The organism is Paraburkholderia sp. SECH2 (assembly GCF_030464795.1).
Lineage (GTDB): Bacteria > Pseudomonadota > Gammaproteobacteria > Burkholderiales > Burkholderiaceae > Paraburkholderia > Paraburkholderia aspalathi.
In genome coordinates this window covers 12,380-37,612 of record NZ_JALPRH010000038.1, presented here as the reverse complement: position 1 = coordinate 37,612, position 25,233 = coordinate 12,380, and the positions used below count along the sequence as shown (strand labels likewise).

General features: G+C 62.0%; 20 protein-coding genes. 9 read left to right on the top strand and 11 right to left on the bottom strand.

The annotated features are described in order from the left end of the window. Positions 1–11: 11 nt before the first annotated feature. Complete coding sequence (locus M0D66_RS35390) at positions 12–947, bottom strand: DMT family transporter (protein WP_266212713.1); 936 nt, start codon at positions 945–947, stop codon at positions 12–14. Between the two features lie 280 nt (positions 948–1,227). On the opposite strand from M0D66_RS35390, the gene M0D66_RS35385 reads away from it, so the two are divergent. The 4 genes from M0D66_RS35385 to M0D66_RS35370 all read left to right on the top strand — a co-directional run bounded on the left by M0D66_RS35385 (position 1,228) and on the right by M0D66_RS35370 (position 4,479). Next, on the top strand, positions 1,228–1,920 hold the full coding sequence (locus M0D66_RS35385) for a MipA/OmpV family protein (protein WP_266212712.1): 693 nt from the start codon (positions 1,228–1,230) through the stop codon (positions 1,918–1,920). Positions 1,921–2,001: 81 nt separating this feature from the next. After that, entirely contained in the window at positions 2,002–3,180 is a 1,179-nt protein-coding gene (locus M0D66_RS35380; protein WP_266212711.1) for an SDR family oxidoreductase, read from the top strand. A gap of 107 nt (positions 3,181–3,287) precedes the next feature. Beyond that, complete coding sequence (locus M0D66_RS35375; protein ID WP_093641050.1) at positions 3,288–4,040, top strand: IclR family transcriptional regulator C-terminal domain-containing protein; 753 nt, start codon at positions 3,288–3,290, stop codon at positions 4,038–4,040. Positions 4,041–4,266: 226 nt separating this feature from the next. Further along, on the top strand, positions 4,267–4,479 hold the full coding sequence (locus tag M0D66_RS35370; protein WP_054040885.1) for a hypothetical protein: 213 nt from the start codon (positions 4,267–4,269) through the stop codon (positions 4,477–4,479). A gap of 154 nt (positions 4,480–4,633) precedes the next feature. Here M0D66_RS35370 and M0D66_RS35365 read toward each other — a convergent pair whose 3' ends face one another. Both M0D66_RS35365 and M0D66_RS35360 read right to left on the bottom strand, forming a co-directional pair. Next, positions 4,634–4,912, bottom strand: coding sequence for a hypothetical protein (locus M0D66_RS35365; RefSeq protein ID WP_091798267.1), 279 nt, complete (start codon positions 4,910–4,912; stop codon positions 4,634–4,636). A 124-nt stretch (positions 4,913–5,036) separates the two neighbouring features. Further along, positions 5,037–5,807 carry a Mut7-C RNAse domain-containing protein gene (locus M0D66_RS35360; protein ID WP_200653054.1) on the bottom strand — a complete coding sequence of 257 codons (771 nt, stop codon included), beginning with the start codon at positions 5,805–5,807 and terminating at the stop codon, positions 5,037–5,039. A 94-nt stretch (positions 5,808–5,901) separates the two neighbouring features. On the opposite strand from M0D66_RS35360, the gene M0D66_RS35355 reads away from it, so the two are divergent. Next, positions 5,902–6,771 carry an NAD(P)-dependent oxidoreductase gene (locus tag M0D66_RS35355; RefSeq protein ID WP_200620583.1) on the top strand — a complete coding sequence of 290 codons (870 nt, stop codon included), beginning with the start codon at positions 5,902–5,904 and terminating at the stop codon, positions 6,769–6,771. A 162-nt stretch (positions 6,772–6,933) separates the two neighbouring features. Beyond that, the gene (locus M0D66_RS35350) at positions 6,934–7,569 is read left to right on the top strand and encodes a LysE family translocator (protein WP_200661105.1); all 636 of its coding nucleotides are present in this window, start codon (positions 6,934–6,936) and stop codon (positions 7,567–7,569) included. Between the two features lie 287 nt (positions 7,570–7,856). On the opposite strand, the gene M0D66_RS35345 is transcribed toward M0D66_RS35350, so the two are convergent. From M0D66_RS35345 to M0D66_RS35320, 6 genes are all read right to left on the bottom strand, one after another. Then, positions 7,857–8,681: an OmpW family protein gene (locus M0D66_RS35345; protein ID WP_093641061.1), complete on the bottom strand. Its 825-nt coding sequence runs from the start codon at positions 8,679–8,681 to the stop codon at positions 7,857–7,859. A 172-nt stretch (positions 8,682–8,853) separates the two neighbouring features. Next, complete coding sequence (locus tag M0D66_RS35340) at positions 8,854–10,104, bottom strand: DUF2957 domain-containing protein (RefSeq protein WP_093641064.1); 1,251 nt, start codon at positions 10,102–10,104, stop codon at positions 8,854–8,856. Between the two features lie 100 nt (positions 10,105–10,204). Continuing rightward, positions 10,205–11,632 carry a DUF2957 domain-containing protein gene (locus M0D66_RS35335; RefSeq protein ID WP_093641068.1) on the bottom strand — a complete coding sequence of 476 codons (1,428 nt, stop codon included), beginning with the start codon at positions 11,630–11,632 and terminating at the stop codon, positions 10,205–10,207. Positions 11,633–12,120: 488 nt separating this feature from the next. After that, the gene (gene argC, locus M0D66_RS35330) at positions 12,121–13,068 is read right to left on the bottom strand and encodes an N-acetyl-gamma-glutamyl-phosphate reductase (RefSeq protein ID WP_093641072.1); all 948 of its coding nucleotides are present in this window, start codon (positions 13,066–13,068) and stop codon (positions 12,121–12,123) included. Between the two features lie 290 nt (positions 13,069–13,358). Further along, a complete protein-coding gene (locus M0D66_RS35325) occupies positions 13,359–13,931 on the bottom strand; it encodes a flavodoxin family protein (protein ID WP_093641076.1) in 573 nt (190 codons plus the stop codon). A 275-nt stretch (positions 13,932–14,206) separates the two neighbouring features. Then, on the bottom strand, positions 14,207–14,809 hold the full coding sequence (locus tag M0D66_RS35320) for a YbhB/YbcL family Raf kinase inhibitor-like protein (protein WP_200620579.1): 603 nt from the start codon (positions 14,807–14,809) through the stop codon (positions 14,207–14,209). A 262-nt stretch (positions 14,810–15,071) separates the two neighbouring features. Between M0D66_RS35320 and M0D66_RS35315 the strand changes: the two genes are divergently transcribed. Beyond that, positions 15,072–15,761 (top strand): response regulator, encoded by a 690-nt coding sequence (locus M0D66_RS35315; RefSeq protein WP_200653057.1) that lies wholly within the window; start codon positions 15,072–15,074, stop codon positions 15,759–15,761. A 112-nt stretch (positions 15,762–15,873) separates the two neighbouring features. Here the strand turns inward: M0D66_RS35315 and M0D66_RS35310 are convergent, their stop codons facing one another. Continuing rightward, positions 15,874–16,560, bottom strand: coding sequence for an orotate phosphoribosyltransferase (locus tag M0D66_RS35310; RefSeq protein ID WP_054043249.1), 687 nt, complete (start codon positions 16,558–16,560; stop codon positions 15,874–15,876). A 402-nt stretch (positions 16,561–16,962) separates the two neighbouring features. On the opposite strand from M0D66_RS35310, the gene M0D66_RS35305 reads away from it, so the two are divergent. Together M0D66_RS35305 and M0D66_RS35300 are read left to right on the top strand one after the other, a co-directional pair. Then, a complete protein-coding gene (locus M0D66_RS35305) occupies positions 16,963–18,195 on the top strand; it encodes an MFS transporter (protein WP_266212709.1) in 1,233 nt (410 codons plus the stop codon). A gap of 335 nt (positions 18,196–18,530) precedes the next feature. Further along, positions 18,531–20,801 carry an NADP-dependent malic enzyme gene (locus tag M0D66_RS35300; RefSeq protein ID WP_266212708.1) on the top strand — a complete coding sequence of 757 codons (2,271 nt, stop codon included), beginning with the start codon at positions 18,531–18,533 and terminating at the stop codon, positions 20,799–20,801. A gap of 676 nt (positions 20,802–21,477) precedes the next feature. Here M0D66_RS35300 and M0D66_RS35295 read toward each other — a convergent pair. Next, a complete protein-coding gene (locus M0D66_RS35295; RefSeq protein ID WP_266212707.1) occupies positions 21,478–25,077 on the bottom strand; it encodes an indolepyruvate ferredoxin oxidoreductase family protein in 3,600 nt (1,199 codons plus the stop codon). Positions 25,078–25,233 lie beyond the last annotated feature (156 nt).

Genomic DNA, 25,233 nt, shown 5'->3' with positions numbered 1-25,233 from the left:
TGGCCAAGCCCTCACGCCTCGTGAGGCAAGCGATCACGCTCACTTCCGCGTCGCGGCGCGGGCATCACCTGACACACGATCAAACCCGCGAGCATCAGCGCGCATCCGAATAGCGCGCGCGTCGTCAGCGTTTCGCCGAGCACGAGCCACCCCGCGAGCGCGGCGAACACACCCTCCATACTGAAGATCACCGCAGCATGCGCCGGCGCCGCGTACTTTTGCGCCACCACTTGAATCGTATAGGCGACGCCCACCGACAGCGCACCGCCGTACAGAATCGTCGGCGCGGCGCGCTCGATCACAGCGAGACTGACCGGCTCGATCACGAGACCGATGGCCAGACACACGAGCCCGCAAGTCACGAACTGCACGAGCGCCAGCATGAGTGTGTCGTGTCGCAGCGCGAAGCGGCCGACCAGCATCATCTGCACGGAAATCACCAGCGCGCCGGCCAGCTGATACCAGTCGCCGTACAGAATCGAGAAGTGCTCGTTGACGCTCAGAAAGTACATGCCGATCGCCGCCAGCGTCGCACCGAGCCACGTGCCGAATCCCGTCCGATGACGAAACAGCACGCCCAGCAGCGGCACGAGCACCACATACAACGAACTGATGAAGCCGGCGTTGGCGACCTTCGTATATTGCAGGCCGATCTGCTGAAACGAAATCGACGCCGAGAGCACGACGCCAAGCAGCACGCCGGCACCGAGCAGTTCGCGTGCGCCGCCGGGTTCGCGCTTCGTTAGTTCTGCCAGTGCGGAGCGCCGCACGCAGACGATCATCGTCAGCACGACCAGCGCGCCGAGCAGGAAGCGCAGTCCGGTAAACAGGAACGGTCCGATCGCATCGAGGCTCAAGCGTTGTGCGACGAATGCGGAGCCCCAGATCATCGCCGCGATCAGCATCAGCAGATTCGCGCGAAGGTGTTGGCGTGTGTCAGGTTTCAAAGGCGGTTTTTCGAGTTCGGTTGTTCTAACAAGGCGTCGTATCAGGCACAGATTCTATCCGCGCGCATGCGTGCGGGATACGCAGCGGACATTCGCGAACACTTGAACACAATTGTGCACACATTTCCCCAACTTCAGGACAGACGCGCCGAAGCAGCATCCCTAGACTGCGGCTTCCGTCCCAAAAAAAGTCCTGACCGTGCGCAAACGCTTCGCTTGTCTGTGTGTTCCGCTGTTTGCCCTGACCTGCTCGTCGACGGTCTACGCCGAGAATTTCTACATGTTTTCGCTCGCTGGCGGCGTGGCGCCGCGCTATCAGGGCAGCCGCGACTACCGTCCGTTCATCGCGCCGCTCATTGCCGCCGAGTTTAGCAACGGCATCTTTCTGAGCCCGATGGACGGCCTCGGCTACAAGCGCACCTTTGCTAACGGCATGTTCGCCTCGGCAGCGCTGAGCTACGACTTCGGTCGCACCGATCGCAATCGCGCCGATTTGCCCGGCTCCGACTACCTGAAGGGCATGGGCCGGATTCCCGGTTCGGTGATGCTGTCCGTGCAGGTCGGGGCGCATCTGTTCGGTCCGTCGACCATCAGCATCACGTTGGACCAGCCGGTGACGAACACGAGTCACGGGACGAGCGGGCACGTCGATCTGACCGTGCCGGTGCTGCAAAGCGTCGACAACGAAATCAGCATCAAAGGCAGCGTGCATGCCGGCAGCGGCCGCTACACGCAGACCTTCTTTGGAGTCACCGATGCGCAAGCGGCCGCGAGCCGTTTTCAGCCGTATGCGGTGAAAGGCGGATTCGACAGCGCGAAGGTGTCGGCTGCGTGGACGTACATGTTTTCGCCGCGCTGGTCGGTGCATACCGAAGGCGGCGTGACGCGGCTGTTGGGTGCGTCGGCGAACAGCCCGATCGTGCAGTCGAAGAACAACTACTTCGCGATCTCGGCGCTGACGTATCGGTATTGATGCGCTGGCTGATGCGCCTGTTGTTGATTGGTTGTCCGGATCGACGCTTTGACGATCTCACGTTCCCGCAAGGAGCTCGCGATGTTTGCATGGCAAACCCCTTTGTCCAACGCCTGGCAGGACAGCCTGGTATCGTCGGCGCGCGCGCAGGCGATGGGCGTCGACAGTGTGCTGCTGACCGGTGCGACCGGCTTTATCGGCGGTAATTTGCTGGTGACCCTGATCAACGCCGGCCTGATCGAGCGCATGGTGTGTCTGGTGCGCGGCGTCAGCGTGGCCGACGCGCTCGCGCGGCTGCGCGCTTCGGCGGTGCGTTGCGGGCTGCCGCATGCTCGCGCTCAGCGAATCACTGATAAGAACGTGATGGTCGGCGAACTCGGCAGCGCGTTTTCGGAAATCGATCTGGCGCGGCTCGGCAAGGCATCGCACGTGATCAACTGTGCGGGGCTCGCGTCGTTCTCGACGCATCCGCAAGTACTCGATACAAATGTGCACGATACCTTGCGCTTTGCGTCGCGTTTTGTCGGCAGCAAAACGCTGCGGCGCTTTCTGCACGTGAGCACGGCGATGGCGTGCGGCACGCAATGCGGTGCGAACGTGCAGGAATCTCCATTCGGCTATGGCGAGACGCGCCATCTCGTGCCGTACACGCAAAGCAAACGCGAAGTCGAACGTCTGTTGCGCAGCATGTATCCACGTTTGCCGTTGGTGGTGGTGCGGCCGTCGAGCGTGGTCGGCCACACGGTGCTCGGCACGTTGCCGTCGGCGAGCCTGTTCTGGGTGTTTCGCGTGGTGCACGGCGCGCGACGCTTCACGGCGCGGGCGATGAACCGCATCGACGTCGTGTCCGCCGACGACTGCGCGCGTGCACTCGCGCTGTTGGCGATGAAGCCGTCGCTGGCTTTCGATACGTATCACGTGTCGGCGGGCTCGGAGGCGCCAACCATCGGTCAGATCATCAGCGCCATGGACGAAGCCACCGGCACCTCGGGTAGCCGCTATTCGATGTGCCGCGTGCGCGACTTCGGCAAGATCGCACGCGAAGTGGTGGGGCGCGACCGTTGCGGTAGCGGCCGCCTGATCGAGCACGCGCTGCGTTTGTACGCCGGTTTTGCGGAGCTGGACTACGCGTTCGACAACCGCCGTCTGCGCGACGAGATCGGTTTCGAGCCGCTGCCCTTCACGGACTACGTAAGCGAATGCGTGCGGACCTCGCGCGGAGTGGGGATCGCCGAGCAGATGCGCTGGGACTTCAAATGAGCTTTCAGCCGGCCGCACGGCGAGCGAGTCGCGCGATAATCGCGCAACGGCCAACCGACTCAAAACATCACTGATCCGCCGGGCAGGCCGACTTTCAGGCAGACGCAATGGACGAGAAAGACTGGATCGCCGGCGCCGCGAAGGCGCTGGCGATCATCGAAGCATTCGACGAAGAGCATGCGCGCATGACGCCGACCATGGTGGCCGCCCGCGCCGGGCTCTCGCGCACGGCGGCGCGCCGCTATCTGCTGACGCTGCGCGAACTCGGCTACGTGGATACCGACGGTAAGCTGTTCTGGCTCGCGCCGCGCGTATTGCGGCTCGGTCAGTCGTATCTGGATTCAGCGCGTTTGCCGCGCACAGTGCAGCCGTTTCTTCAGCGCATCACCGCGACAGTGCAGGAAACCGCGCTGGTCGCGATTCTCGACGAACACGACGTGGTCTACGTTGCGCGCAACGGCGTCAATCGCGCGATGGCGGTCGGCTTCGTGCTCGGCTCGCGGGCGAGTGCGCCGCTGTCCTCGGCGGGTTTGATCCTGCTGGCCTTCCAGCCGCCGGAAAGTATCGAACAATGGTTGGCGTCCTATCCGATCAAGGTATTCACGCCCCATACGTATTCGACCACGGAGCGCTTGCGCGAAGTGCTGGGTGAAATCCGCCGCGATGGTTATGTCGTCACCGATCAACAACTGGAGTTGGGCATGCGCGGCGTTGCGGTGCCGTTGCGTGACCGGCATGGCTCGGTCGTGGCGGCGATCAGCGTGAGCATGCCGATGGGCCAGGAGTCGGCGAATGCGGCGCTGCATCGGGTGCTGCCGACCCTTCAGGAAACCGCCAGTTTGCTGCGGAATCTGGTCTAGAAGGAGACCTAGGTAATCTCCCTAATGCGGCATGCTTAATGAGTGAAAGCTTACCGAAAGCAAGCTGTCTCGCGGAAAATACATATCGAGTTTTGCGCATGACAAACCGCCTACGCTGCGTAATACTCTCCCGCGGGGAGCGGTAAGGCACCTTAAGCCTTGTCAGCTTCACCGTTCTGCTATTTCATTCACATTGACTCAGTCGTCCAGGTTTGGGGAACAACACATGAAAAAATTCATCGTCTCGCTCGCAGCCGCATCGATCGCGCTGGTCTCCGTTCAAGCTTTCGCACAGGCATCGGACGCAGCAGCGCCGGCCGCTGCAGCTAGCGCGCCGAAGAAGCACCACATCAAGAAGCTGAAGACGCACGGCAAGCGCGCTCCGGTTTCGGCAGCAGCTTCGGCAGCCGGCACGAACGACAAGGGCGCGGCAAACTAAGCTCACGCTTGGTTTCACCGGGCGAACCCTGCCGGTTCTCCTGTGCGCGCCGCTTGTCGGCGAGTACAGCGCAGTTCCGGTTAAATGTCGCCAGCAAAAAGGCCAGAGCTTCTGCTCTGGCCTTTTTGCATTGGACGGCGGTTTCGTGCGGTGTTTAGCCCGCGAGGCCGCGCTTGATGACCTCGTTCAGCAGCCCGCTCATGCCTTCCGGATGCGTGGCGGCCCGTTCTTTCAGTTCTGTGACCAGATCGCCATTCAGCTTGCAGGCGAACGCGACGAGGCCTTGCGCCTGATCGAGCTTGCGCTGTTCGCGACGGTCGAGCTTCGGTTCGGCGGCAGCGGCTTTGCCGAAGCGGTCGGCCGTCGACAGTTTCATTGCGTTGTTCAGCTTGAGTGCCTTGTTCTTTTCAAGGTCGGTCTTTTTCATCGCCATACGGAAGGCCTCTGCCAGATAAGTAAACCCGCATTGTACGCATCGCGCCGCGCGCCGAGCGAGCGGCGCCGAATCCGCACCCGAGCGGCGTTGGCGCGGTGCTCAGTCGTTGTAGCGTCTGATCTCATTGAGCTGCGCTCAGATCGGGCGGTTCCGGCGCGCCGGCCACGCTGTCCATCAGCGCCCGCATGCGTTGCCAGTGCGTGCCTTCCCAGAACACGCGCCGGCACACATCGCAGGTGACGAACTGGTTATGCCGTTCCAGCACGCCATCTGGCGCCCGATCGCCGACTTCATCTTTGGCGATACGCCGCAATGGCGCATTGCACATCAGACACAAACGGAACGGCTGCGCGCTGCCGGCCAGATCGAGCCGTTCAAACACTTCGCGCAACTGTTCACGCGGCCGCAGTGTGCGGACGTAGCAGCCATGCGTGATGGTGCGGCGTTTTAATAGCTCCCGATCGCGCGTCAGGACGATGCGCTGTTGTGCTGCGGCAAGCGCTTCGATATCGGCGTCGGGATAGTGGTTGTCGTACAGCGTGTCGAAGCCCGCGAGCCGCAGCAGCGGGGCGAGACCGCCAAGATGGGCATCAGCAATGAAGCGCACCACGCGCAGCGGATATTCGCGCACGCGCAATAGCGGCTGGATGTCGAGCGCTTCAAACTTTGGATAAACGGCGATGCGATCGCCGTCGGCGAGCGGATGATTGAAACCGACCGACTCACCGTTCACCAGAATCAGTTCGACCTCGGTATGCGGCACGCCGAGCACTTCGATCATATGTTTCGCGGTCGCACCGCGCGCGCAGGCGCAACTGAACGTGCGCCGGCGCAGGGGCCGGGCGAGAAAATCGTTCAGCTCCTCATAGAAGCGGAATGTCGCGGTGACCATCGCATCAGTATCGCACCGTGTTTAATTGCGCGCTGTCCTGCACGTGTCGCATGGGTGTGCTTTACTTCCAGTTCTTTAGAAGACGGAGCGACAGATGGACATCGGTTTTATCGGTCTCGGCGAGATGGGCGCCGCGATGGTTGCAAACATTTTGAAAGCCGGGCATCAGGTGCGCGTGTGGAACCGCTCGCCAGAACGCGCGCAACCGCTCGCCGACGCAGGTGCGCGGATCGTCGCGACGCCGGCTGAAGCGTTTGCGGGCGACGCCGTGTTCTCGATGCTCGCCGACGATGCCGCGCTGCGCGAAGTCATCACCGCGTCGCTGCTGGAACACGCCCCGCGTGGCCTGATCCACGTGAACATGGCGACGATCTCGGTGGCGCTGGCCGAGGAGCTGGCGACGGCGCATGCGTCGCGCGGCATCCATTACGTTGCCGCACCGGTGATGGGGCGCCCCGATGTCGCGGCTGCGGGCAAGCTGACGATCGTGGCGGGCGGCCCGGCCGAGTCGATCGACCGCGTGCAGCCGATTTTCGACGCCATCGGCCAGAAAACCTGGCGCATCGGTTCGCTGCCGCAACAGGCGAACGTGATGAAACTCGCGGCTAACTTCATGCTGGGCGCGGCTGTCGAGACGCTCGGCGAGGCAGCCACGCTCGTGACCGGCCACGGCCTGGCGATGCAGGATTTCCTCGATGTCATCACGAGCGGCCTGTTCCCGGGACCGGTCTATTCGGGCTACGGCAAGTTGATCGCGGAGCAGCGCTACGAGCCGGCCCTGTTCAAGGCGCGCCTTGGATTGAAGGACCTGCGCCTTGCGCTGGCAGCCGCGGACGCGGTCAACACGCCGCTGCCGATTGCGAGTGTCGTACGTGACAGCCTGATCGAAGCAGTAGCGCATGGCGACGGCGAGAAGGACTTCGCGGTGCTGGGCCAGGTGGCGGCACGGCGGGCAGGGCGCTGAGCGGGGTGCGTGGGGCGGGCGTGCGCTTGACGGCGCACGCCGGCTTTCATAGCGGAACCGGAGCCCGGGTTCGGCCACTCGGCGGCTGGGCCGGGCGCGCGCCGCCGCGGATTCGCACGGGCGGGCATAATAGCCGTCCGATTCCTATTCGCCATGATCCCAATGAGTCTGCATACTTGGTGGCTGTTCGCCGCTACTGTTTTCGTCGTTTCTGCGATCCCCGGTCCGAACATGCTGCTCGTGATGACGCACGGCGCCCAGCACGGGCTGCGCCGTTCCAGCGCGACCATGGCCGGCTGCCTGTCGGCGCTGGTGCTGATGCTGGCGGTGTCGGCGGCGGGCCTCGGCGTCTTTCTCGCGGCGTGGCCGACGATGTTCAACGCACTGCGGATGATCGGCGCGGCCTACCTCGTCTATCTGGGCATCAAGGCGTGGCGGGCGCCGGCTGATGAAGGCGCTGCCGGCGCGGTCGACGAACTTTCCGCCAAACCGGCGCGCTCGCGCCTCACGTTGTTTCGCAACGGCTTCCTGGTGGCGAGCAGCAACCCGAAAGCCATCCTGTTCGCCGCCGCGTTGCTGCCGCAATTCATCGACGCCGCGCAGCCCAAGCTGCCGCAGTTCGGTGTGCTCGTCGCGACTTTCGCGGTCATCGAGGTGAGCTGGTACCTGGTGTACGCCGGTTTCGGCACGCGAATCGGCGCCCGACTGAAGAGCCGTAGCGTCGCGAGGATGTTCAATCGTCTGACGGGTGGCGTGTTTGTCGGCTTCGGCGCGATGATGGCGCTGGTGCGTCACTAGGCGAGCGGCCGCGACAGGTGCGCGGCACCCAACGCCGCTCGCTCTCAAAGCGTTGTAAGAATTGTTGCACTCGTACAACGCCGAGGGTCAACCCTAATTTGTATGTTGCGACGCACCAAACCATTTGCTATAGTTTGTCTTGTCTCCTCCATGTCTCCTCTGATATGGATTCAGCCCGCCGGCTTAGGCGGGCTTTTTTTTGCCCTGAATTTCCCGCGTCCCCCAGAAAAGACAAAGCCGGCTGACCCCTCCGCGGGGCCGCCGGCTTTGTCGCATCCGCGTCGAACTCAGAACTTGTAGGAGACGGCCAGGAACGAAATGATCGGATCGGCTTTCAGCTCTGCCTTCGAGACACCCAATTCCGTGCCGTCCGCCGCCTTGATGATGACCGACGAGGTGGTCTTCAGCGGAATGTACGTGACCGATGCGACGAGACCCCAGTGGTCGGTGATGTTGTACGAGAGGCCCGCATTAAACACCGGCTGCCAGGACGAAGATGCCTTCGCCGACACCTGCGTCTGTCCGGGCTTGCCCGCGCCGGCTGCCAGCACCGAGCCGAGATTGTTCTGCGTCGCGGTCACGAAGTTCGGGCTCAACTGAACGTCGGAGAACCAGTTATACGACACGCCGATACCCACGAACGGCCTGAAATGGGCCGTCGGCGCATTGAAGTAATACTGGAACAGCAGCGCCGGGCTCCACTGGCGCACGCTCTTCACGATCGGATTGGCCTGCGGATCGCCCAGATCCTGCTGACCGAGTGCGCCTGCAGGCCCCGGCGGCTTGACGGTGCCGTGCCCGTAGAGCTTGAAAACCGGCGGTACGCCAGCCACTGTCGAGACGGCGATGTGATCGGTGAGGTAGTGGCTGAATACGAGGCCGACGGTGTTGGCACTACTGGTCGACAATCCTGTGCCGGCAGAGGTGAACGAGCTCGGCAGACGCAGCGGCGTATTGATCGGCGTCGGCGCGACGTTGGTGGTCAGCGGCGTGCTCGAATCCTGCGGCATGACGTGGAACCAGCCGAGCACGGCGACGTTGTCGCCCGCGTGTTGCGCGTGCGCACTGGCCGACAGGCAGATGGCCAGTAGCGCGAAATAGATTTTTTTCATGTTGTTCCTCCTGAGGCGCGCGTTGCGTTCGGCGCGCGCGGCGAGCGACGGCGGCCTGGCGGCCCAACCGGTGCGCTGGATACTGGGTGGACGCCGGCTGCCGCGCTATTGCTGTGCGCAGCAGCCGGGACGCGAACGCCTCGCTGCGTGCCGGCGGCGCGTGCTGCGTCCATTACTGGACGAAGGCGCCGATCGTGAAGTACGGCGAGGCCGCGTTGGTCAGATCGAGGTAGCCGAACACGCCACCCGTGAAGATCATCTTTCCGGTCGGCGTGGTGCCTGTCGAGGCGCCCACTTGCGTCGTCGTGACAACACCCGGCACGGTCTGCGTGAAGGCCAGATTCAGCGCCGTCGCAAGCGATGCTTGCGATGCGTTGAACGGATCGAGCAGCGTGGCCTCGGTGCCTTCGAGCGCCGTGGTGCGATAGTCGAACTGGCTATCCACACCGATGTACTCACCGTTTTGCGAGTTCACCGCGATCGAGGTTTGCGGCGCCAGAATCGAGATGCCCGATTCGTCGTCCGCGTACGGACCGAGTTCGCCATTCACCGGCGTCGTCACCGACGAGTTCGCTGCGCCGGTTCGCACCAGGATCGGCACCACCTGATTGCGCAGCTTGCCGACGATCATGTAGCCGCGCGCCTTCGGCGTGGTGGCGAGCGTCGGTTTGGCCTGGCCCACGAACTTGTCGGTTTCGAATGCGCCGCTGCCGTCGGAGGACTGCACGAAGTTCGTACCCGGCTGCTGGCACGAGCCCGCGTTGACACCGGAGTTGTCGCACTCGGTCCACGTGCCGTCCGCATTGATCGTGATCTTCGTATCGACCGCGACAGGCGCGAAGTTCTGTGACGGAACCTGGTGATAGCCGAGCTGGTTGTAGGTGCCGACCACGTTCGCAAGGTTCGTTTCAATCGACGAGAAACCGATGAACGGGTAGTACGGGAACTTGGTGTCGGGTACTGCGCCTACGCCGAGAATCCCGCCGAACGAAATTTCCGCACCCGGAATCGTGCCGCCCGCCACGCCTTCGCCAACGAAAATACGCGCCGGACGATTCGGATCGAGACTGGCGCCGTTCAGGCGGAAGGCGCACTGGTTGAGCTTCTGCGTCGGCAGCAGAGTTTCCTGGGTCAGCGTGCCGCTGGCGGTCTGGCCGGCGCGCGTCGGTGCGACGGTGCCGGTGGTCGCCGGAATCGGCGATTCGATGTAGCTGATCTGCCAGGTCATCTTGGTCGTGTCCATCTGCAGCTTGACCAGTTCGCCGTCACCGCCGCCGCCCGTGAACACCGTGCCGTAATCGAGCGAAGCAGGACACAGGCGAACTTCCGTCACCGGTCCGTCTCCGTTACCGCCACCACCACCACTGCACGCCCCCAGCAACGGTGCTGCAAGAGCGAGCACCGAAAGGATTCTCCATTTCATACCGCCTCCAGAATTTTCTCGTTGTGTGTGGCCGGCTCCCAGTCCAGCCACCTATTGCTCTATTTATGCATCGTGTTGCGAACTACCGGTCCTTCGTTCGTTACTTGCTGATCTGCGCTCCGATGCCGAAGTAGGGGGCGCTGGAAGCAGTGCTGCTGAGTTGCGAGGTCGGCGCTACGCCGCCGTTCACCGTGCCCTGAATCTCGATCGCGTACAGTCCGCCGGAGGCGATCGCGAAGCCGGTTTGTCCGTTTGCCTGCTGGACGCCAACCAGTCCCGGGCTCGGCAAACCGTAGCCCAGCCCGAAGCCGTCTTCTGCTGCGGAAGTCGACGGATTGATGAAGGTGCCCACGCCACCCTGAATCAACGTCGCGGTGGACTTGAAGTTCGAGTCCGCGCCGACGTAGCCGCCATTGAAGCCGCCGGATGCGAGCGGCGTGGCCGCGGCGAGCATGGCGATGCCGGATTCGTCGTCGACCTTGGCATCGAGGTGCAGTGGCGCGGTGCCGAGATTCACGAGACCCGTGCGGACAACCAACGGTACCGTTGCGCCGTTGATCTGACCGAGGATCATGTGCGCCGGAGCCACGGAACCGCTAGTCCCGGTAGGCAGCGTCAGTTGAGTCCCGATCTGCGGCGTGTTCTGACTGTCGAAGTAGCCGCTGCTGTTGAGCGTCCAGGCGGTGCCGGTCGTCAGGCAGCCACTTGCACTCGGATGAAACGCCGCGTTGGCCGCATTGGAGCCGGTGCAATTGCCGCTTGCGTCGAAAGTCTCAACCGTATTGGTGGCCGTTGCCGCGTAAGAGCCCGACGGCACGAGATGGTAGAGCAGGCCGTTGTAGGTGCCGGGCAACTTCGTGATGTCCGTTGTCGTGGCGGCAAACCCGAGGAACGGATAGAAATCGAAATGCCGAGCGGGAACGGCGCCGATGTTCTCGAGGCCGGGCAACGGGGCAATAGTCAGGCCGTCGTACTCGACGTCCGCGCCCGGGATTCCGCCGCCGGCCACGCCCAGGCCGACGAGGATCATCGGCGGATTCGGGTTGTTGGTGAAATCGGGTGTTGTGTAGGGCTGACCGTCGCCAACGCCAGTGCCTGTGCCTGCGCCGAGGATGAACGCGCAGCGCGTCTGTTCGGCGGTCGGCAGTGCACCGGTCGGCGGGTGGATCACGGCGCCCTTGATCTGCGTACCCGCGCGCGTCGGTGTGACCTGACCCGTGCGCAACGGAATCGGCGACTCGAGCCACTTCAGCGTGTACGTCATCGCCGTCGCATCGATATTCACCTGCACCACTTCGCCGCTACCCGCGCCACCCAGGAACGTGGTCTTCACGATGTCAGCAGTGGCCGGACATAACGCCGTCGTACCAGCGTTCGAAGTCGGCGGACCTTGCACGCCGCAGCTCGAGCCCGAGCATTGCGGTGCGTTGATCGGACCGGGGTTGTCCGCCTTGCCACCGCCGCAGGCGATAAGAAGTGGGGCCGTGGCAATGGCCATCGCCAGGCCTCGAGTAATGGCGTGCGACATACTGCTGTCTCCCTTCCTGTAATTGTGCGAACTAATTTCGCTGCGCGATTAATGCCTGTCAATTGAATGAGCCGTCTAAAAAGACCGATTCAAACAGCGAAATGTTTGCCGGGTACATGCCATGTGGGACTTGGCAGCCCTTTTAAACAAAAAAGGTTTTTTGGGTTCAGCGGCGACATCGTTGCTTCGCGGCACACCCTTGCCAGGCAAGCGTTGCAGCAAAATGGCTCTATGATCTTCGAACGACCGTTCGCCAAAAAATCCGGAGTTTCCCTATGCGGCAAACTATGCTGTGCGGGTCAATTTCGGGAATGAATTACCGGCGGTTGGTAAACATTCCGATTTTTCTTTTTAAAGTAATGCGGGCTACTACTGATTAACTTTAAAGAGGGATTCTGAAGGCAGGTTTTTAAAACAAAAAAGCCGGTCTGTTAAGACCGGCTTTTTTGTGGGTTGACGGCGAATTGCCGTCGGTGTCTCAAACCTGTTTAGCGTTTCAAGCCTGCTTCTTCGTCGGCGCCGATCGCGAGGTTCATGCACTGGATTGCCGCACCCGATGCGCCCTTGCCCAGGTTATCGAGGCGTGCGACCGTCACAAAGCGCTCTTCATTGCCGAACACGAACAGGTCGACACGGTTGGTGTCGTTGTTCGCCTGTACGTCGAAGAAGCCGCTGTCGAGGTTTGCTTCCGCGTCGAACGGCGCGACGTTCACGAATGCCTCGCCCGCGTAGTACTCGGCGAACAGCGCCTGTACGTCTTGCGGCGTGGCCTTCTTGGCCAATTGGCTCGGCGAGAAGAAAGTGGTGACCGCGAGACCCTTGTAGAAGTCGCCGACGATCGGCGTGAACACCGGCGCCGACTTCAGGCCCGTATGTGCCGCCATTTCCGGCAGATGCTTGTGCGTAAGGCCGAGCGCGTAGGGGCGCGGGCTCTTCAGCTTGTCGTTACCGCCGGCTTCGTAGTCGGCGATCATCTTCTTGCCGCCGCCGCTGTAACCGGTGATCGAGTAAGCGTGCGCAGCGAATTCCGGCGCCACGACGCCTGCTTCGACGAGCGGACGCATGGCCAGCACGAAGGCCGATGCATGGCAGCCCGGCACGGCGATGCGTTTCGCGGTGCGCAGACGCTCGCGTTGCGCGTGGGCCAGTTCGGGCAGGCCGTAGGCCCAGTCCGCCGATGTGCGGAAGGCCGTGCTCGCATCGATCAGCACGGTGTGGTCGTTGTCGACGAGGGACGCCGACTCGCGTGAGGCGACATCCGGCAGGCACAGGAACGTGACGTCCGATGCGTTGATGAGACGACGGCGCTCTTCGAGATCCTTGCGCTTCGCTTCTTCGATACGCAGGATCTCTACGTCGGCGCGTTGCGACAGGTATTCGAAAATCTTCAGGCCGGTCGTGCCTTCCTGTCCGTCGACAAAAACTTTCGTGCTCATCTCAATCTCACTGGCTTGCTGGAAACGGGGCGCGACACCGCGCCGGAACGCTATTTTAAGACCTGATAGCGGTGGGTGCGCGAAACGGGGGCGAAAAAACGACGATGCGCGCCGAAAATGACATCGGCGTGACCGGTTACGCGACAGATGCAAGCCGATGCTGGTGGATTCGGGGCAGATTGACGGCGCTTGTCAGGCTGCGCGCAGCACGCGTTCTGACGAGCGCCGCGGCCAACTCGAGGGCGTGCGACCTAACCGCGGCTTCCCGGCGCAAGCCTTCGAACGCTGCCTTATCGAACTCCAGCGTTCCACCGCGCCGTCACGTCGGCAACGCGCTTACCGAACATCCGCGCAGTTTCCAGATCGCCGGGAGGCGGCGCTTCTTCCGGCGACGCATCCGCAGGGGATTGCGCCAGCAGGCCGGTAAAGCCGCCCACATAGTTCAGGTCGTTGCGGGTCGCCGCCTTGGTGTTCGATGGCATCATGCCGGTGCCCACCCAGATCATGCTGTGCTGCATTGCCAGCGTGACGAAGTACTGGATCGTCGAAAACTTGTCGCCGTTCATGGTCGCCGAGTTGGTGAAGCCGGCAGCGATCTTGTCCTTCCACGTCTGGCCGAACCAGGGTTTCGAGCTCGCGTCGGCGAATTTCTTGAAGTCAGCGGACGGGCCGCCCATGTAGGTCGGTGCGCCGAAGATGATGGCGTCGGCGGCCGCCAGTTCTGTCCAGCCCGCGTCGTCGATCTCGCCGACCGGCATGAGTTTCGCGTCCGCGCCGGCTTCGAGCGTGCCGGCCAGCACGGCTTCGGCGACTTTCTTCGTGTGGCCGTAGCCGCTGTGATAAACGATGACGATTTTCGACATAACACTCTCCGGCAAGGTGAAAAAGCAGAGGTAGGTACCGCAACTGTGCGCGCATGCAGCGACGCGACATCGACAAGCATCGCCTGCGTCGCCCTGTTGCACATTAGCGTGCCCGGATGACAGAAATTCCGCAGCGGCGGCAATGTGATACAAGCCGAGCGCCCATCGGCGTGTCGACCCAAGGCGCGACTTGCCCGAGCTTGGCACTCGGCGCCGTGTGAGCCGCGTTTCGGCGCGCAGGCGATGCAGTTCAAGTCAGATGTAGACGTCTGCAGCTACCGTCCGTAACTCACCACCATTCGCGCGCTGCCGAGCGTGGCGGTGCCGATTTCGTGATCGAACATGAGCGCCGGGCGCCCTTGAGCGAGGCGCAGGTCCGCGCTGCTCAGCGCATAAACGGTGACGACATAGCGATGAGGTTTTCCGGGTGGCGGGCAGGGGCCGCCGTAGCCGTCGATATCGAAATCGTTGCGTGCTTCGACCGCGCCGAGTTTCTTCAGGAAGCCCGACGAACTGGCGTTTTCCGGCAAGCTGTCGACGGTAGCCGGAATCGCCGCCACGGCCCAGTGCCACCAGCCTCGGCCAGGCGCGTCCGGGTCGAATACCGTGACCGCAAAGCTGCGCGTTCCAGCCGGCGCATCGTGCCACGTCAATTGCGGCGAGCGATTGCCGCCTTTGCAGTCGTCCTGATCGAAAACCTGAGCCGCGTCCACGGTACCGCCCGCGCGGAAGCTTGCGCTGGTCAGCGTGAACACACCCTCGGCAGATGCGTCAGGACAATGCGCCGCGAATAGCGCGAGACTCAGCATCGCGCAGGTGAGGAACGGCATACGGCGGAATGGCGAAGCAAGCGAAACAACCAGGCAACGCGAGCGCATGTGCCGGTTCTCCTGTCAGGGCGCGAGGGTTGTCCTCGCGAGGATTATTGTCCCTATTTTGTGCCCCAGGGTCGAATCAAGTCTAACATTCGCTTTGCGACGGATCATTGTTGCTGGCGACGGGCTTGGCGGACGCGAAATCGGCTATAGTCCGAGGAAATATTCGCGCGAATATAGGCGCGTGCCCGATCGGTTCAAGTACCAAGAATAGAAAGGCATGTCAGAAGTTTTGGAGAGTGGTTTATCTGTCGAGGGGAGGGCAATGCAAGATCCAGTCAGGGTCGTGGTCGCCGACGACCATCCGGTGATTCTGTTCGGCGCCGAACAAGCTTTGCTCAAGTTTCCAGGCCTGCAGGTCGTCGCGCGCGCGCGACAGTCAACCGAACTGGTGAAGGTGCTGCAAACCGTTGCGTGCGATGTGCTTGTCACGGATCTGGCCATGCCAGGCGGCCAGTACGGTGACGGTTTGCCGTTGATCGGTTATCTGCGCCGCAATTTTCCCGACCTTCCCATCGTTGTGCTGACGATGCTGGAAAACGCCGCGTTGCTCAAACGCTTGAGCGAGCTCGGCGTGACGTCGGTCGTCAACAAATCGGACGACCTAAGCCACATTGGGCTCGCGGTGCAGCACGTCAGCCGCAACCTGGAATACATGAGCCCGTCGGTCAAGGCGTCGCTCGATACGCTGCGCATGAATGCCGGCGGCAAGAACGAAGATGTGATGCTGTCGCGGCGCGAACTCGAGGTGGTGCGCCTGTTCGTGTCCGGCATGACGATCAAGGAGATTGCGGAGCAGCTCAACCGCAGCATCAAGACGATCAGCACGCAGAAGAACACGGCGATGCGCAAGCTCGGCATCGATCGCGATTCGGAGTTGTTCCAGTACGCGCAGAGCAACGGCTTGCTGAATCTCTCGTCGCATTCGGTCGGCGATACCGGGAGCACATCCTAGTCGCGCTCAACTCTTCGCCCGGTTGGGCGAGATCGATGCGAGATCAATGAAAAAGGCCGCCTGTCTCATCGTCAGGCGGCCTTTTCATTCCATCCGGGTCAAGCAGTTGCGCTTACTGCGGCGTTGCGTTGGCGCCGCCGTGTGCCGCGGACCATTCGGCCGGTGCGTGCAGGAATTTTTCTACTTCGTCGAGCGTCTTGCTGTCGAAGTAGTTGTTGGCCTTGGCGACCCGCAACACATCCCACCACGTGGCAAGCGCGTGCAGATCGACGTCGATGTCTTTCAGCACCGACACGCTTTCCTTGAAGATGTTGTAGTGGAACAGCACGAAGCAATGGTTCACCGTTGCGCCGGCAGTGCGCAGCGCGTTGATGAAGTTGATCTTGCTGCGGCTGTCCGTGGTCAGGTCTTCGACCAGCAGGACGCGTTGACCTTCGGTGAGCAGACCTTCGATCTGCGCATTGCGGCCGAAACCCTTTGGCTTCTTGCGCACGTATTGCATCGGCACCATCAGGCGGTCGGACAGCCATGCCGCGAACGGGATGCCGGCGGTTTCGCCACCGGCCACCGCGTCGATCTGCTCATAGCCGACGTCGCGCAGAATGGTGGCCTCGGCCATTTCCATCAGGCCGCGACGCACGCGCGGATACGAAATCAGCTTGCGGCAGTCGATATAAACCGGGCTCGCCCAGCCGGACGTGAAAATGTACGGTTTCTCCGCGTTGAAGTGCACTGCTTGCACTTCCAGCAGCATCTTGGCGGTCGTGTCGGAGATCGTCTGGCGATCGAAGCCTGTCATGGGCGGATCCTTGGGTGTGAGCGAGGAGAAGCGGGCGCGAAGCCCGGTGGCGCAGCAAGCTGGGTATACCGCGCCATGATGGGCGGCGCCTTGATAGGCAAATACGCAACTGGTCAGTGGAGTGCAGGCCAGTTTTTGCTGCGCGCGTAGCCCGACATTTTACCCGAAATGGGCCCTCCCGAGGAGGCCGTCGTGCGTGCCGGCAGCGAATGACGGTCATAACGGCCGCGCTGAACAGGGCGTGCGCGGTTCGTCGAGAGCCGTATTGCTGCTGCTTTCCGGGCTGTTTTTCGGCCCGCTTTTTGGCTTGCTTGTGAGCGGTCTGGCGCGCCTTTACACTCACGCGAATTTGCTGGGCGGTCTTGCCGGCTTGCCGCCTCCACGTCCTACGGAATGCTTTCAATGACTGTCGCTTCTTCTGCCACCGAGACCCGTGAACCTGCCCGGAGCGGCTATGCCGGCCGCGCGCTGATCGCGTCGGTGCTCGGTTACGCGATGGACGGCTTCGATCTGCTGATCCTCGGTTTCATGCTGCCGGTAATTGCCGCGGATCTGCATCTGAGTTCCGCGCAAGCCGGTTCGCTCGTCACCTGGACGCTGATCGGCGCGGTAGCCGGCGGCCTGATCTTCGGCGTCTTGAGCGACTATTTCGGCCGCGTGCGAATGTTGACGTGGACGATTCTGATCTTCGCCGTCTTCACCGGACTGTGCGCGCTGGCGCAGGGTTATACCGACCTTCTGGCGTATCGGACCATTGCAGGCATTGGCCTCGGCGGCGAGTTCGGTATCGGTATGACGCTGGTGGCCGAAGCGTGGCCGGCGTCGCAGCGGGCGCGCGTCTCCTCCTATGTCGGGCTGGGATGGCAACTCGGGGTGCTGGCGGCGGCGTTGCTGACGCCTTTGCTGCTTCCTGTAATCGGCTGGCGCGGCATGTTTGCGCTTGGATTGCTGCCTGCCGTGGTGTCGTTCGTCGTGCGGCGTCGCGTTGAGGAGCCGGCGCTGTTCACCGAGCGTGTCGCACGTGGAATGCGCAAGCTGCCGCTGAAATTGCTGGTGGCCGACGGACGCACTACGCGCGCCAGCGTCGGCGTCGCGATTCTCTGTTCAGTACAGAACTTCGGCTATTACGGGCTGATGATCTGGCTTCCGAGCTATCTGTCGAAGACGTTCGGTTATTCGCTGACCAAGTCCGGCGTGTGGACCGCCGTGACGGTGCTCGGCATGGCGTGCGGCATCTGGCTGTTCGGCATGGCGGCCGACCGTTTCGGCCGCAAGCCGACGTTCCTGTTCTACCAGGTGGGCGCGGTGGTGATGGTATTCGTCTATGCCCATCTGACCTCGCCGATGGCGCTGCTGATCGGCGGCGCGGCGATGGGCGTGTTCGTCAACGGGATGATCGGCGGCTATGGCGCACTGATCTCCGAGCTTTATCCGACCGATGCGCGCGCCACTGCGCAGAACGTGCTGTTCAACGTCGGCCGTGCGGTCGGCGGTTTTGGGCCGGTGGTCGTAGGCACACTGGCCGCACGCTATTCGTTCGGCGCCGCGCTCGCTTTGCTCGCGTCGATCTATCTGCTCGATATCTTCGCGACACTCATTCTGATCCCGGAACGACGCGGCGCCGAACTCGAATGACACGTGCGTGACTCACGCCTGACCCATGCTTGACCTCGGCATGCGGTACGTGCGGCCATCCGCTCAATGGCCGTCGGATGCGGCGCTGCAGCATTGCTGGCCGGTGTTTCGCCGATGGCGAGCCATGTTAACCACTCAGTGCATCGACGCATTCGGGGTGTACACTAACCGACCCGCGTAGCACTCCGCACCGTCTTGCCCTCCGCCGAGGTTCGACGCCGCGCCCAACCGGCGCATGCGAAAACCGCCGCAGTCGATTATCCATTCGATAGACGTACGCGACGCCAACGGTGCAGTGTGCCGGGCCCAATTACTTACGTCTCGCAGGCTAAAAAATGGACGAACAACTTAAGCAAAGCGCTCTCGCCTACCACCAGTTTCCGAAGCCCGGCAAGATTTCGGTTACGCCCACCAAGCCACTGTCGAACCAGCTCGACCTGTCGCTCGCGTACTCGCCGGGCGTCGCCGCGGCCTGTATGGCGATCTACGAAGACCCGCTCGACGCGCAGAAGTACACCTCGCGCGGCAACCTCGTCGGCGTGATCACGAACGGTACGGCCGTGCTCGGTCTAGGCAATATCGGCCCGCTCGCCGCGAAGCCGGTAATGGAAGGCAAGGGTTGTCTGTTCAAGAAGTTCGCCGGCATCGACGTGTTCGACATCGAACTCAACGAGTCCGACCCGGACAAGCTGGTCGAAGCGATCGCGATGCTCGAGCCCACGCTGGGCGGTATCAATCTCGAAGACATCAAGGCGCCTGAGTGCTTCTACATCGAAAAGAAGCTGCGTGAGCGCATGAAGATTCCGGTCTTCCACGACGATCAGCACGGCACCGCGATCATCGCTTCGGCGGCAATCCTGAATGGCCTGAAAGTGGTCGGCAAGAAGCTCGACGAAGTGAAGCTGGTGTGTTCGGGCGCGGGCGCAGCGGCAATCGCGTGTCTGGATCTGCTGGTGAATCTGGGCCTGTCGAAAAAGAACGTGCTGGTCACGGACTCGAAGGGCGTGATCTACGAAGGCCGCGGCAATCTGGATCCGTCGAAGGAACGTTACGCGGCGAACACCGAAGCGCGCACGCTGGCTGACGCGATTCGCGGCGCCGACGTGTTCCTCGGTTGCTCGAGCGCCGGTGTGCTGAAGCCGGAAATGGTCGTCGAAATGGGCACCCAGCCGCTGATTCTGGCGCTGGCGAATCCGGAGCCGGAAATCCGCCCGGAAGAAGCGAAGAAGGTGCGTCCGGACTGCATCATCGCAACGGGCCGTTCGGACTACCCGAACCAGGTCAACAACGTGCTGTGCTTCCCGTTCATCTTCCGCGGCGCGCTGGATGTCGGCGCAACTACGATCACGGAAGAAATGAAGCTCGCATGCGTGCGCGCGATTGCGGAGCTGGCGGAAGAAACCGACCAGGGCGATGAAGTCGCTAAGGCGTACGAGGGCCACTCGCTCGAATTCGGCCCGGAATACCTGATTCCGAAGCCGTTCGATCCGCGCCTGATCATCAAGATCGCGCCGGCTGTCGCGCAAGCCGCGATGGATTCGGGCGTCGCAACCCGTCCGATCAAGGACATGGACGCTTATCGCGAAGAACTCGGCACCACCGTGTACCGCACCGGCATGGTGATGCGTCCGGTGTTCGCTGCTGCGAAGTCGGAGCCGGCGCGTATCGTGTTCGCCGAAGGTGAAGACGAGCGTGTGCTGCGCGCCGCGCAATTCGTGCTGCTGGAAAAGATCGCCAAGCCGATTCTGGTGGGCCGTCCGTCGGTGATCGAGATGCGTCTGAAGAAGATGGGTTCGAAGCTGAAGTGCGGCGAAGACTTCGAGGTTGTCGATCCGGAAGACGATCCGCGCTATCAGCAATGCTGGCAGGCGTATCACGAACTCGGCGCCCGCGAAGGCGTGACGCCGGACGTCGCGAAGGCCGCGATGCGCAAGTTCAACACGCTGATCGGCGCGATCCTCGTGCGCCTGGGCCAGGCCGATGGCATGATTTGCGGGATGATCGGCCAGTACCACGCGCATCTGAAGTTCATCGAACAGGTGCTGGGTAAGGCAGACAACGTGCAGAACTTCGCTGCCATGAACCTGCTGATGTTGCCGGGCCGCAATCTGTTCATCTGCGATACGTACGTGAACGAAACGCCGACCGCCGAACAGCTCGCCGACATGACGATGCTGGCTTCGCGCGAAATCGAAAAGTTTGGCATCACGCCGAAGGTTGCGTTGCTGTCGAATTCGAATTTCGGCAGCGCGCCGTCTTCGTCGTCGCAACGTATGGCGGCAGCTCGCAAGCTGATCGCTGAACGTGCGCCTTCGCTCGAGATCGACGGTGAGATGCACGGCGACGCGGCGTTGTCGGAAGCAGTCCGCAAGGCTGCGTTCCCGGGTACGACGCTGACCGGCGAAGCAAACCTGCTGATCATGCCGAACGTGGAAGCGGCAAACATCACGTACAACCTGCTGAAGATGATCGGTGGGGAAGGCGTGACGGTGGGTCCGTTCCTGTTGGGCGCTGAGAAGCCGGTGCATATCCTGACGCCGGCTGCGACGGTTCGTCGGATCATCAACATGACGGCGGTGGCTTCGGCAAACGCACGCAAGGGGTGAACACGCAGTAATGCGGATAGGTTGATGGTTGAAGCTGCGCCGCGCGGATTGCGGCGTTTGCGGTAAGCCTGTGAGAACGCCACGGAAGTTGATTCCGTGGCGTTTTTTTATGTGTGCGTTTTTATGCTGATGGCCGTTGGTCTGAGAAATTCTTAGGCATCGAAGTGGGTTTTAAGAATGCTCCGATTCGATTCGCTGTGACACTTTTGTAAAGTTACTTCTGAGGCGCGGCACTACGCGGTGGCAACGGAACAGTCGGCTGGTCAATCCTTTGCATCGAGTCTGACGTTGCGCTTCCTCTTGTGTTGAGAAGTTTGTAGTGGCGGTAACAGTAGTTCTGATGGTGAAGACAGTAGTACCAATGGGTTGCAGTACCGGTAGTTAGTGTGTGTTGTTGTAGTTGGTGGTTGATGTAGCAGTTGATGTAGCAGTTGAAGTTGGTAGTTGGTAGTTGAAGTAGCAGTGGGAAGTTGCAGTAGCAGTTCGTAGTTGCAGTAGTTGTTCGTTTTTTGGTTGTTTGTTTTTGGTTGGTTGTTGTTGTGTTGTTGGAAGGAGCAGTACCGCTTGTTCTTGTACACACGCGTCACGTGTCGAAACAGGCAAAAAAAGGCGACTGTCCGCGAGGACAGCCGCCTTTTCCATTTCAGGCCTATGTCAGCCGGTCAAGCCGGCAAGATCACGCCGCGTGCTGCGACTTCCCAGCTTCCGGCGAACGCCAGCGCGTCAGCAAATCGTTCCATTTGACCCGCACACCCTTCAGATTGTTTTCCTTCACGTGCCCGTAGCCGCGGATGCCGTCCGGCAGATTCGCCAGTTCGACCGCCAGTTCACGCTTCTGCACGGTTAGGCCACCGATCAACTCGCGCACCAGTGCTTCATACTCGACGATCAGAGCACGCTCCGTGCGACGCTCTTCCGTCTTGCCGAACACGTCGAGCGCCGTCCCGCGCAGGAACTTGAGTTTTGCGAGCACGTGCATGGCGCTGAACACCCAAGGGCCATACTTCTTTTTCACCAGATGACCTTGTGTGTCTTTCTTCGAGAACGTCGGCGGCGCGAGGTGAATGTGCAGCTTCCAGTCGCCTTCGAAATTCGCCTTCAGTTTTTCGATGAACGCGGGGTCGCTGTAGAGCCGTGCGACTTCGTACTCGTCCTTGTAGGCCATCAGCTTGTGCAGATTCTTCGCGACTGCTTCGGTCAACGGTAACTGGCCGTCGATCGAATCGAGTGCTGATTCCGCCACGCGCACTTGCGACACCAATGCGCGATAACGATCCGCATAAGCAGCGTCCTGGTACGCGGCAAGATAGTCAGCGCGCCTGTCGATCAGCGTGTCGAGCGCCTTCGGTGTGTGCAGCGAGATGATCTTGCTGCTCGTCGTTTCCGCCGCGGCACCGCGTCCTTGCGAGTGCGCGAGCGTGCGCACCGAAGCCAGATCGTGCGCGGCACGACGGCCCCATTCGAATGCCGCACGGTTCTTCTCGACCTGCACGTTGTTCAGCTCGATTGCGCGCATCAGCGATTGATACGTCAACGGTACCCAGCCGCGTTGCCATGCGTAGCCGAGCACGAACGGATTCGTGTAGATCGCATCGCCGAGTAGCGCGACGGCGAAGTGATTAGCATCGACCATATCGACGCCGTCGTCGCCCGCACCGGCACGCACGTCCGCTTCGGTGCTGCTGCCGGGGAAGCGCCAGTTCGGGTTTTTGATGAGCTCAGCAGTCGGCGTGTGCGCGCTATTGAGCACGACGCGGGTGCGGCCCACCTGCATCCGCGAAACGCATTCGTCGCTGGCGGTCACGATCGCGTCGCAGCCGATCACGAGACTGGCTTCGCCCATTGCGATGCGGGTCGCGTGAATGTCGCCTGGGTTCCGGGCGATCTGCACGTGGCTCATCACGGCGCCGCCCTTTTGCGCGAGGCCGGTGACGTCGAGTACCGTGACGCCCTTGTTTTCCAGATGCGCCGCCATGCCGAGCAGGGCGCCGATCGTTACGACACCCGTGCCGCCGACGCCCGTTACCAGTACCCCATAAGGGCGCTCGATCGACGGTAGTTCGGGTTCCGGCACCGGCGGCATCGCGTCGCCGACAATGCCGGAAGCCGCCTTCGGCTTGCGCAACTGACCCCCTTCGACGGATACGAAGCTCGGACAGAACCCGTTCACGCACGAGAAGTCCTTGTTGCAAGTCGACTGATTGATCTGGCGCTTGGTGCCGTACTCGGTATCGAGCGGCTCGACCGACAAGCAATTCGACTTCACCGAGCAATCGCCGCAGCCTTCACACACCGCTTCGTTGATCACGACACGGCGCGCCGGATCCGGATACGTGCCGCGTTTCCTGCGGCGGCGTTTCTCCGTCGCGCAGGTCTGGTCGTAGATCAGGATCGTGGTGCCGGAAATCTCGCGAAGCTGACGCTGAACTTCATCGAGTTTGTCGCGATGGTGAATGTCGATGCCGGGGGCGAGACCGACGTTCGCGTTGTACTTCTCCGGTTCATCGGTGACGATCACGATCTTCGTCGCGCCTTCGGCGGCGAGTTGATGCGTAATCTGCGGCACGGTCAGCACGCCGTCGACCGGTTGGCCGCCCGTCATCGCGACCGCGTCGTTATAGAGAATCTTGTAGGTAATGTTCGCCTTCGAGGCGATCGCCGCGCGAATCGCGAGCAGACCCGAGTGGAAGTAGGTGCCGTCCCCGAGGTTGGCGAACACGTGCTTATCGTTGGTGAACGGCGCCTGGCCGATCCACGCGACGCCTTCGCCGCCCATCTGGCTGAAGGTGCTGGTGCTGCGGTCCATCCACACGGTCATGTAGTGGCAGCCGATGCCGGCCATCGCACGCGAACCTTCCGGCACGTTCGTCGATGTGTTGTGCGGGCAGCCGGAACAGAACCACGGCTTGCGCTCGGCTTCGACGCGCGGACGCGCCAGCGCTTTTTCCTTTGCTTCGATGACCGCGATGCGTGCCGCGATGCGCGCACGCACGTCGGACGGCAGGTCGAACTTGTCGAGCCGCGTGGCGATCGCCTTGGCGATGATCGCCGGCGAGAGTTCATAGTGTGCCGGCAGCAGCCAGTTGCCCATCGGCACGGACCATTCGCCACCCGCGCCGTCCTTCTCGTCGAACTTGCCGAACACGCGCGGACGCTGCGCATCGGGCCAGTTGTACAGTTCTTCCTTGATCGCGTATTCGAGAATCTGGCGCTTTTCTTCCACCACCAGAATTTCATCGAGACCGCGTGCGAAGGCTTGCGCACCTTGCGCCTCGAGCGGCCATACACAGCCGACCTTGTACAGGCGGATACCGATGCGTGAGCAGGTTTCGTCGTCGAGACCGAGATCGGTCAGCGCCTGACGCACGTCGAGATATGCCTTGCCGCCGGTCATGATGCCGAAGCGGGCATGCGGCGAATCGATTTCGACGCGGTCCAGTTTGTTCGCGCGCACGTAGGCGAGCGCCGCGTACCACTTGTAGTCGAGAAGACGCGCTTCCTGCACCAGCGGCGGATCTGGCCAGCGGATGTTCAGGCCGCCTTCGGGCATGGCGAAGTCGTCCGGCAGAATGATTTTCGTGCGGTGCGGATCGATGTCGACCGAAGCCGACGATTCGACCACATCGGTCACGCATTTCATCGCGACCCACAGGCCGGAGTAGCGGCTCATCGCCCAGCCGTGCAAGCCGAAATCCAGATATTCCTGCACGTTCGATGGGAACAGCACCGGCAGGCCGCATGCCTTGAAGATGTGTTCCGACTGGTGTGCGAGTGTCGAGGACTTGGCGGCGTGGTCATCACCAGCGAGCACGAGAACGCCGCCGTGTTGCGCCGAGCCGGCCGAATTGCCGTGCTTGAAGACGTCACCGGAACGGTCGACGCCCGGGCCTTTGCCGTACCACATCGAGAACACGCCATCGTACTTGGCGCTCGGGTACAGATTGACCTGCTGTGAACCCCACACGGAAGTCGCTGCGAGGTCTTCGTTGACGCCGGGCTGGAACACGACCTGGTGCGCGGCGAGATGTTGCTTCGCTTTCCACAAGGATTGGTCGAGTCCGCCGAGTGGCGATCCGCGGTAACCGGAGATGAAGCCGGCGGTATTGAGCCCGGCCGCCCGGTCGCGTTCCTGCTGCAGCATCGGCAGACGGACCAGCGCCTGGATGCCGCTCATGTACGCGCGGCCGCGTTCGAGGGTGTATTTGTCGTCGAGCGTGACGGAAGATAGCGCGGCTTCGAGCGAGGCTCGCTGACCTGCGTCTAGCGGGGCATTCATTATGTGTACTCCTCCAACCAGTTTGGGATCACCAAAACTTTTTTGGCCGCGGCATCTTGTGAACGCTTGGGGCCGGGGTCGCCATATTGACGTGTTTTAAGTGATGGTAGCACTGGTGAAAACCCGCCGCAGCGCGCCAGAAATACGACATCACGA

What these genes read in the sequence shown, in the direction of transcription:
- M0D66_RS35345 (WP_093641061.1), bottom strand. Translation starts at nt 8,681, where the DNA reads ATGAAAAAAATCTATTTCGCGCTACTGGCCATCTGCCTGTCGGCCAGT.
- M0D66_RS35310 (WP_054043249.1), bottom strand. Translation starts at nt 16,560, where the DNA reads ATGACAGGCTTCGATCGCCAGACGATCTCCGACACGACCGCCAAGATG.
- M0D66_RS35295 (WP_266212707.1), bottom strand. Translation starts at nt 25,077, where the DNA reads ATGAATGCCCCGCTAGACGCAGGTCAGCGAGCCTCGCTCGAAGCCGCG.
- M0D66_RS35355 (WP_200620583.1), top strand. Translation starts at nt 5,902, where the DNA reads ATGGACATCGGTTTTATCGGTCTCGGCGAGATGGGCGCCGCGATGGTT.
- M0D66_RS35380 (WP_266212711.1), top strand. Translation starts at nt 2,002, where the DNA reads ATGTTTGCATGGCAAACCCCTTTGTCCAACGCCTGGCAGGACAGCCTG.
- M0D66_RS35370 (WP_054040885.1), top strand. Translation starts at nt 4,267, where the DNA reads ATGAAAAAATTCATCGTCTCGCTCGCAGCCGCATCGATCGCGCTGGTC.
- M0D66_RS35340 (WP_093641064.1), bottom strand. Translation starts at nt 10,104, where the DNA reads ATGAAATGGAGAATCCTTTCGGTGCTCGCTCTTGCAGCACCGTTGCTG.
- M0D66_RS35325 (WP_093641076.1), bottom strand. Translation starts at nt 13,931, where the DNA reads ATGTCGAAAATCGTCATCGTTTATCACAGCGGCTACGGCCACACGAAG.
- M0D66_RS35385 (WP_266212712.1), top strand. Translation starts at nt 1,228, where the DNA reads ATGTTTTCGCTCGCTGGCGGCGTGGCGCCGCGCTATCAGGGCAGCCGC.
- M0D66_RS35305 (WP_266212709.1), top strand. Translation starts at nt 16,963, where the DNA reads ATGACTGTCGCTTCTTCTGCCACCGAGACCCGTGAACCTGCCCGGAGC.
- M0D66_RS35365 (WP_091798267.1), bottom strand. Translation starts at nt 4,912, where the DNA reads ATGGCGATGAAAAAGACCGACCTTGAAAAGAACAAGGCACTCAAGCTG.
- M0D66_RS35375 (WP_093641050.1), top strand. Translation starts at nt 3,288, where the DNA reads ATGGACGAGAAAGACTGGATCGCCGGCGCCGCGAAGGCGCTGGCGATC.
- M0D66_RS35320 (WP_200620579.1), bottom strand. Translation starts at nt 14,809, where the DNA reads ATGCGCTCGCGTTGCCTGGTTGTTTCGCTTGCTTCGCCATTCCGCCGT.
- M0D66_RS35350 (WP_200661105.1), top strand. Translation starts at nt 6,934, where the DNA reads ATGAGTCTGCATACTTGGTGGCTGTTCGCCGCTACTGTTTTCGTCGTT.
- M0D66_RS35335 (WP_093641068.1), bottom strand. Translation starts at nt 11,632, where the DNA reads ATGTCGCACGCCATTACTCGAGGCCTGGCGATGGCCATTGCCACGGCC.
- M0D66_RS35315 (WP_200653057.1), top strand. Translation starts at nt 15,072, where the DNA reads ATGCAAGATCCAGTCAGGGTCGTGGTCGCCGACGACCATCCGGTGATT.
- M0D66_RS35300 (WP_266212708.1), top strand. Translation starts at nt 18,531, where the DNA reads ATGGACGAACAACTTAAGCAAAGCGCTCTCGCCTACCACCAGTTTCCG.
- argC (WP_093641072.1), bottom strand. Translation starts at nt 13,068, where the DNA reads ATGAGCACGAAAGTTTTTGTCGACGGACAGGAAGGCACGACCGGCCTG.
- M0D66_RS35360 (WP_200653054.1), bottom strand. Translation starts at nt 5,807, where the DNA reads ATGGTCACCGCGACATTCCGCTTCTATGAGGAGCTGAACGATTTTCTC.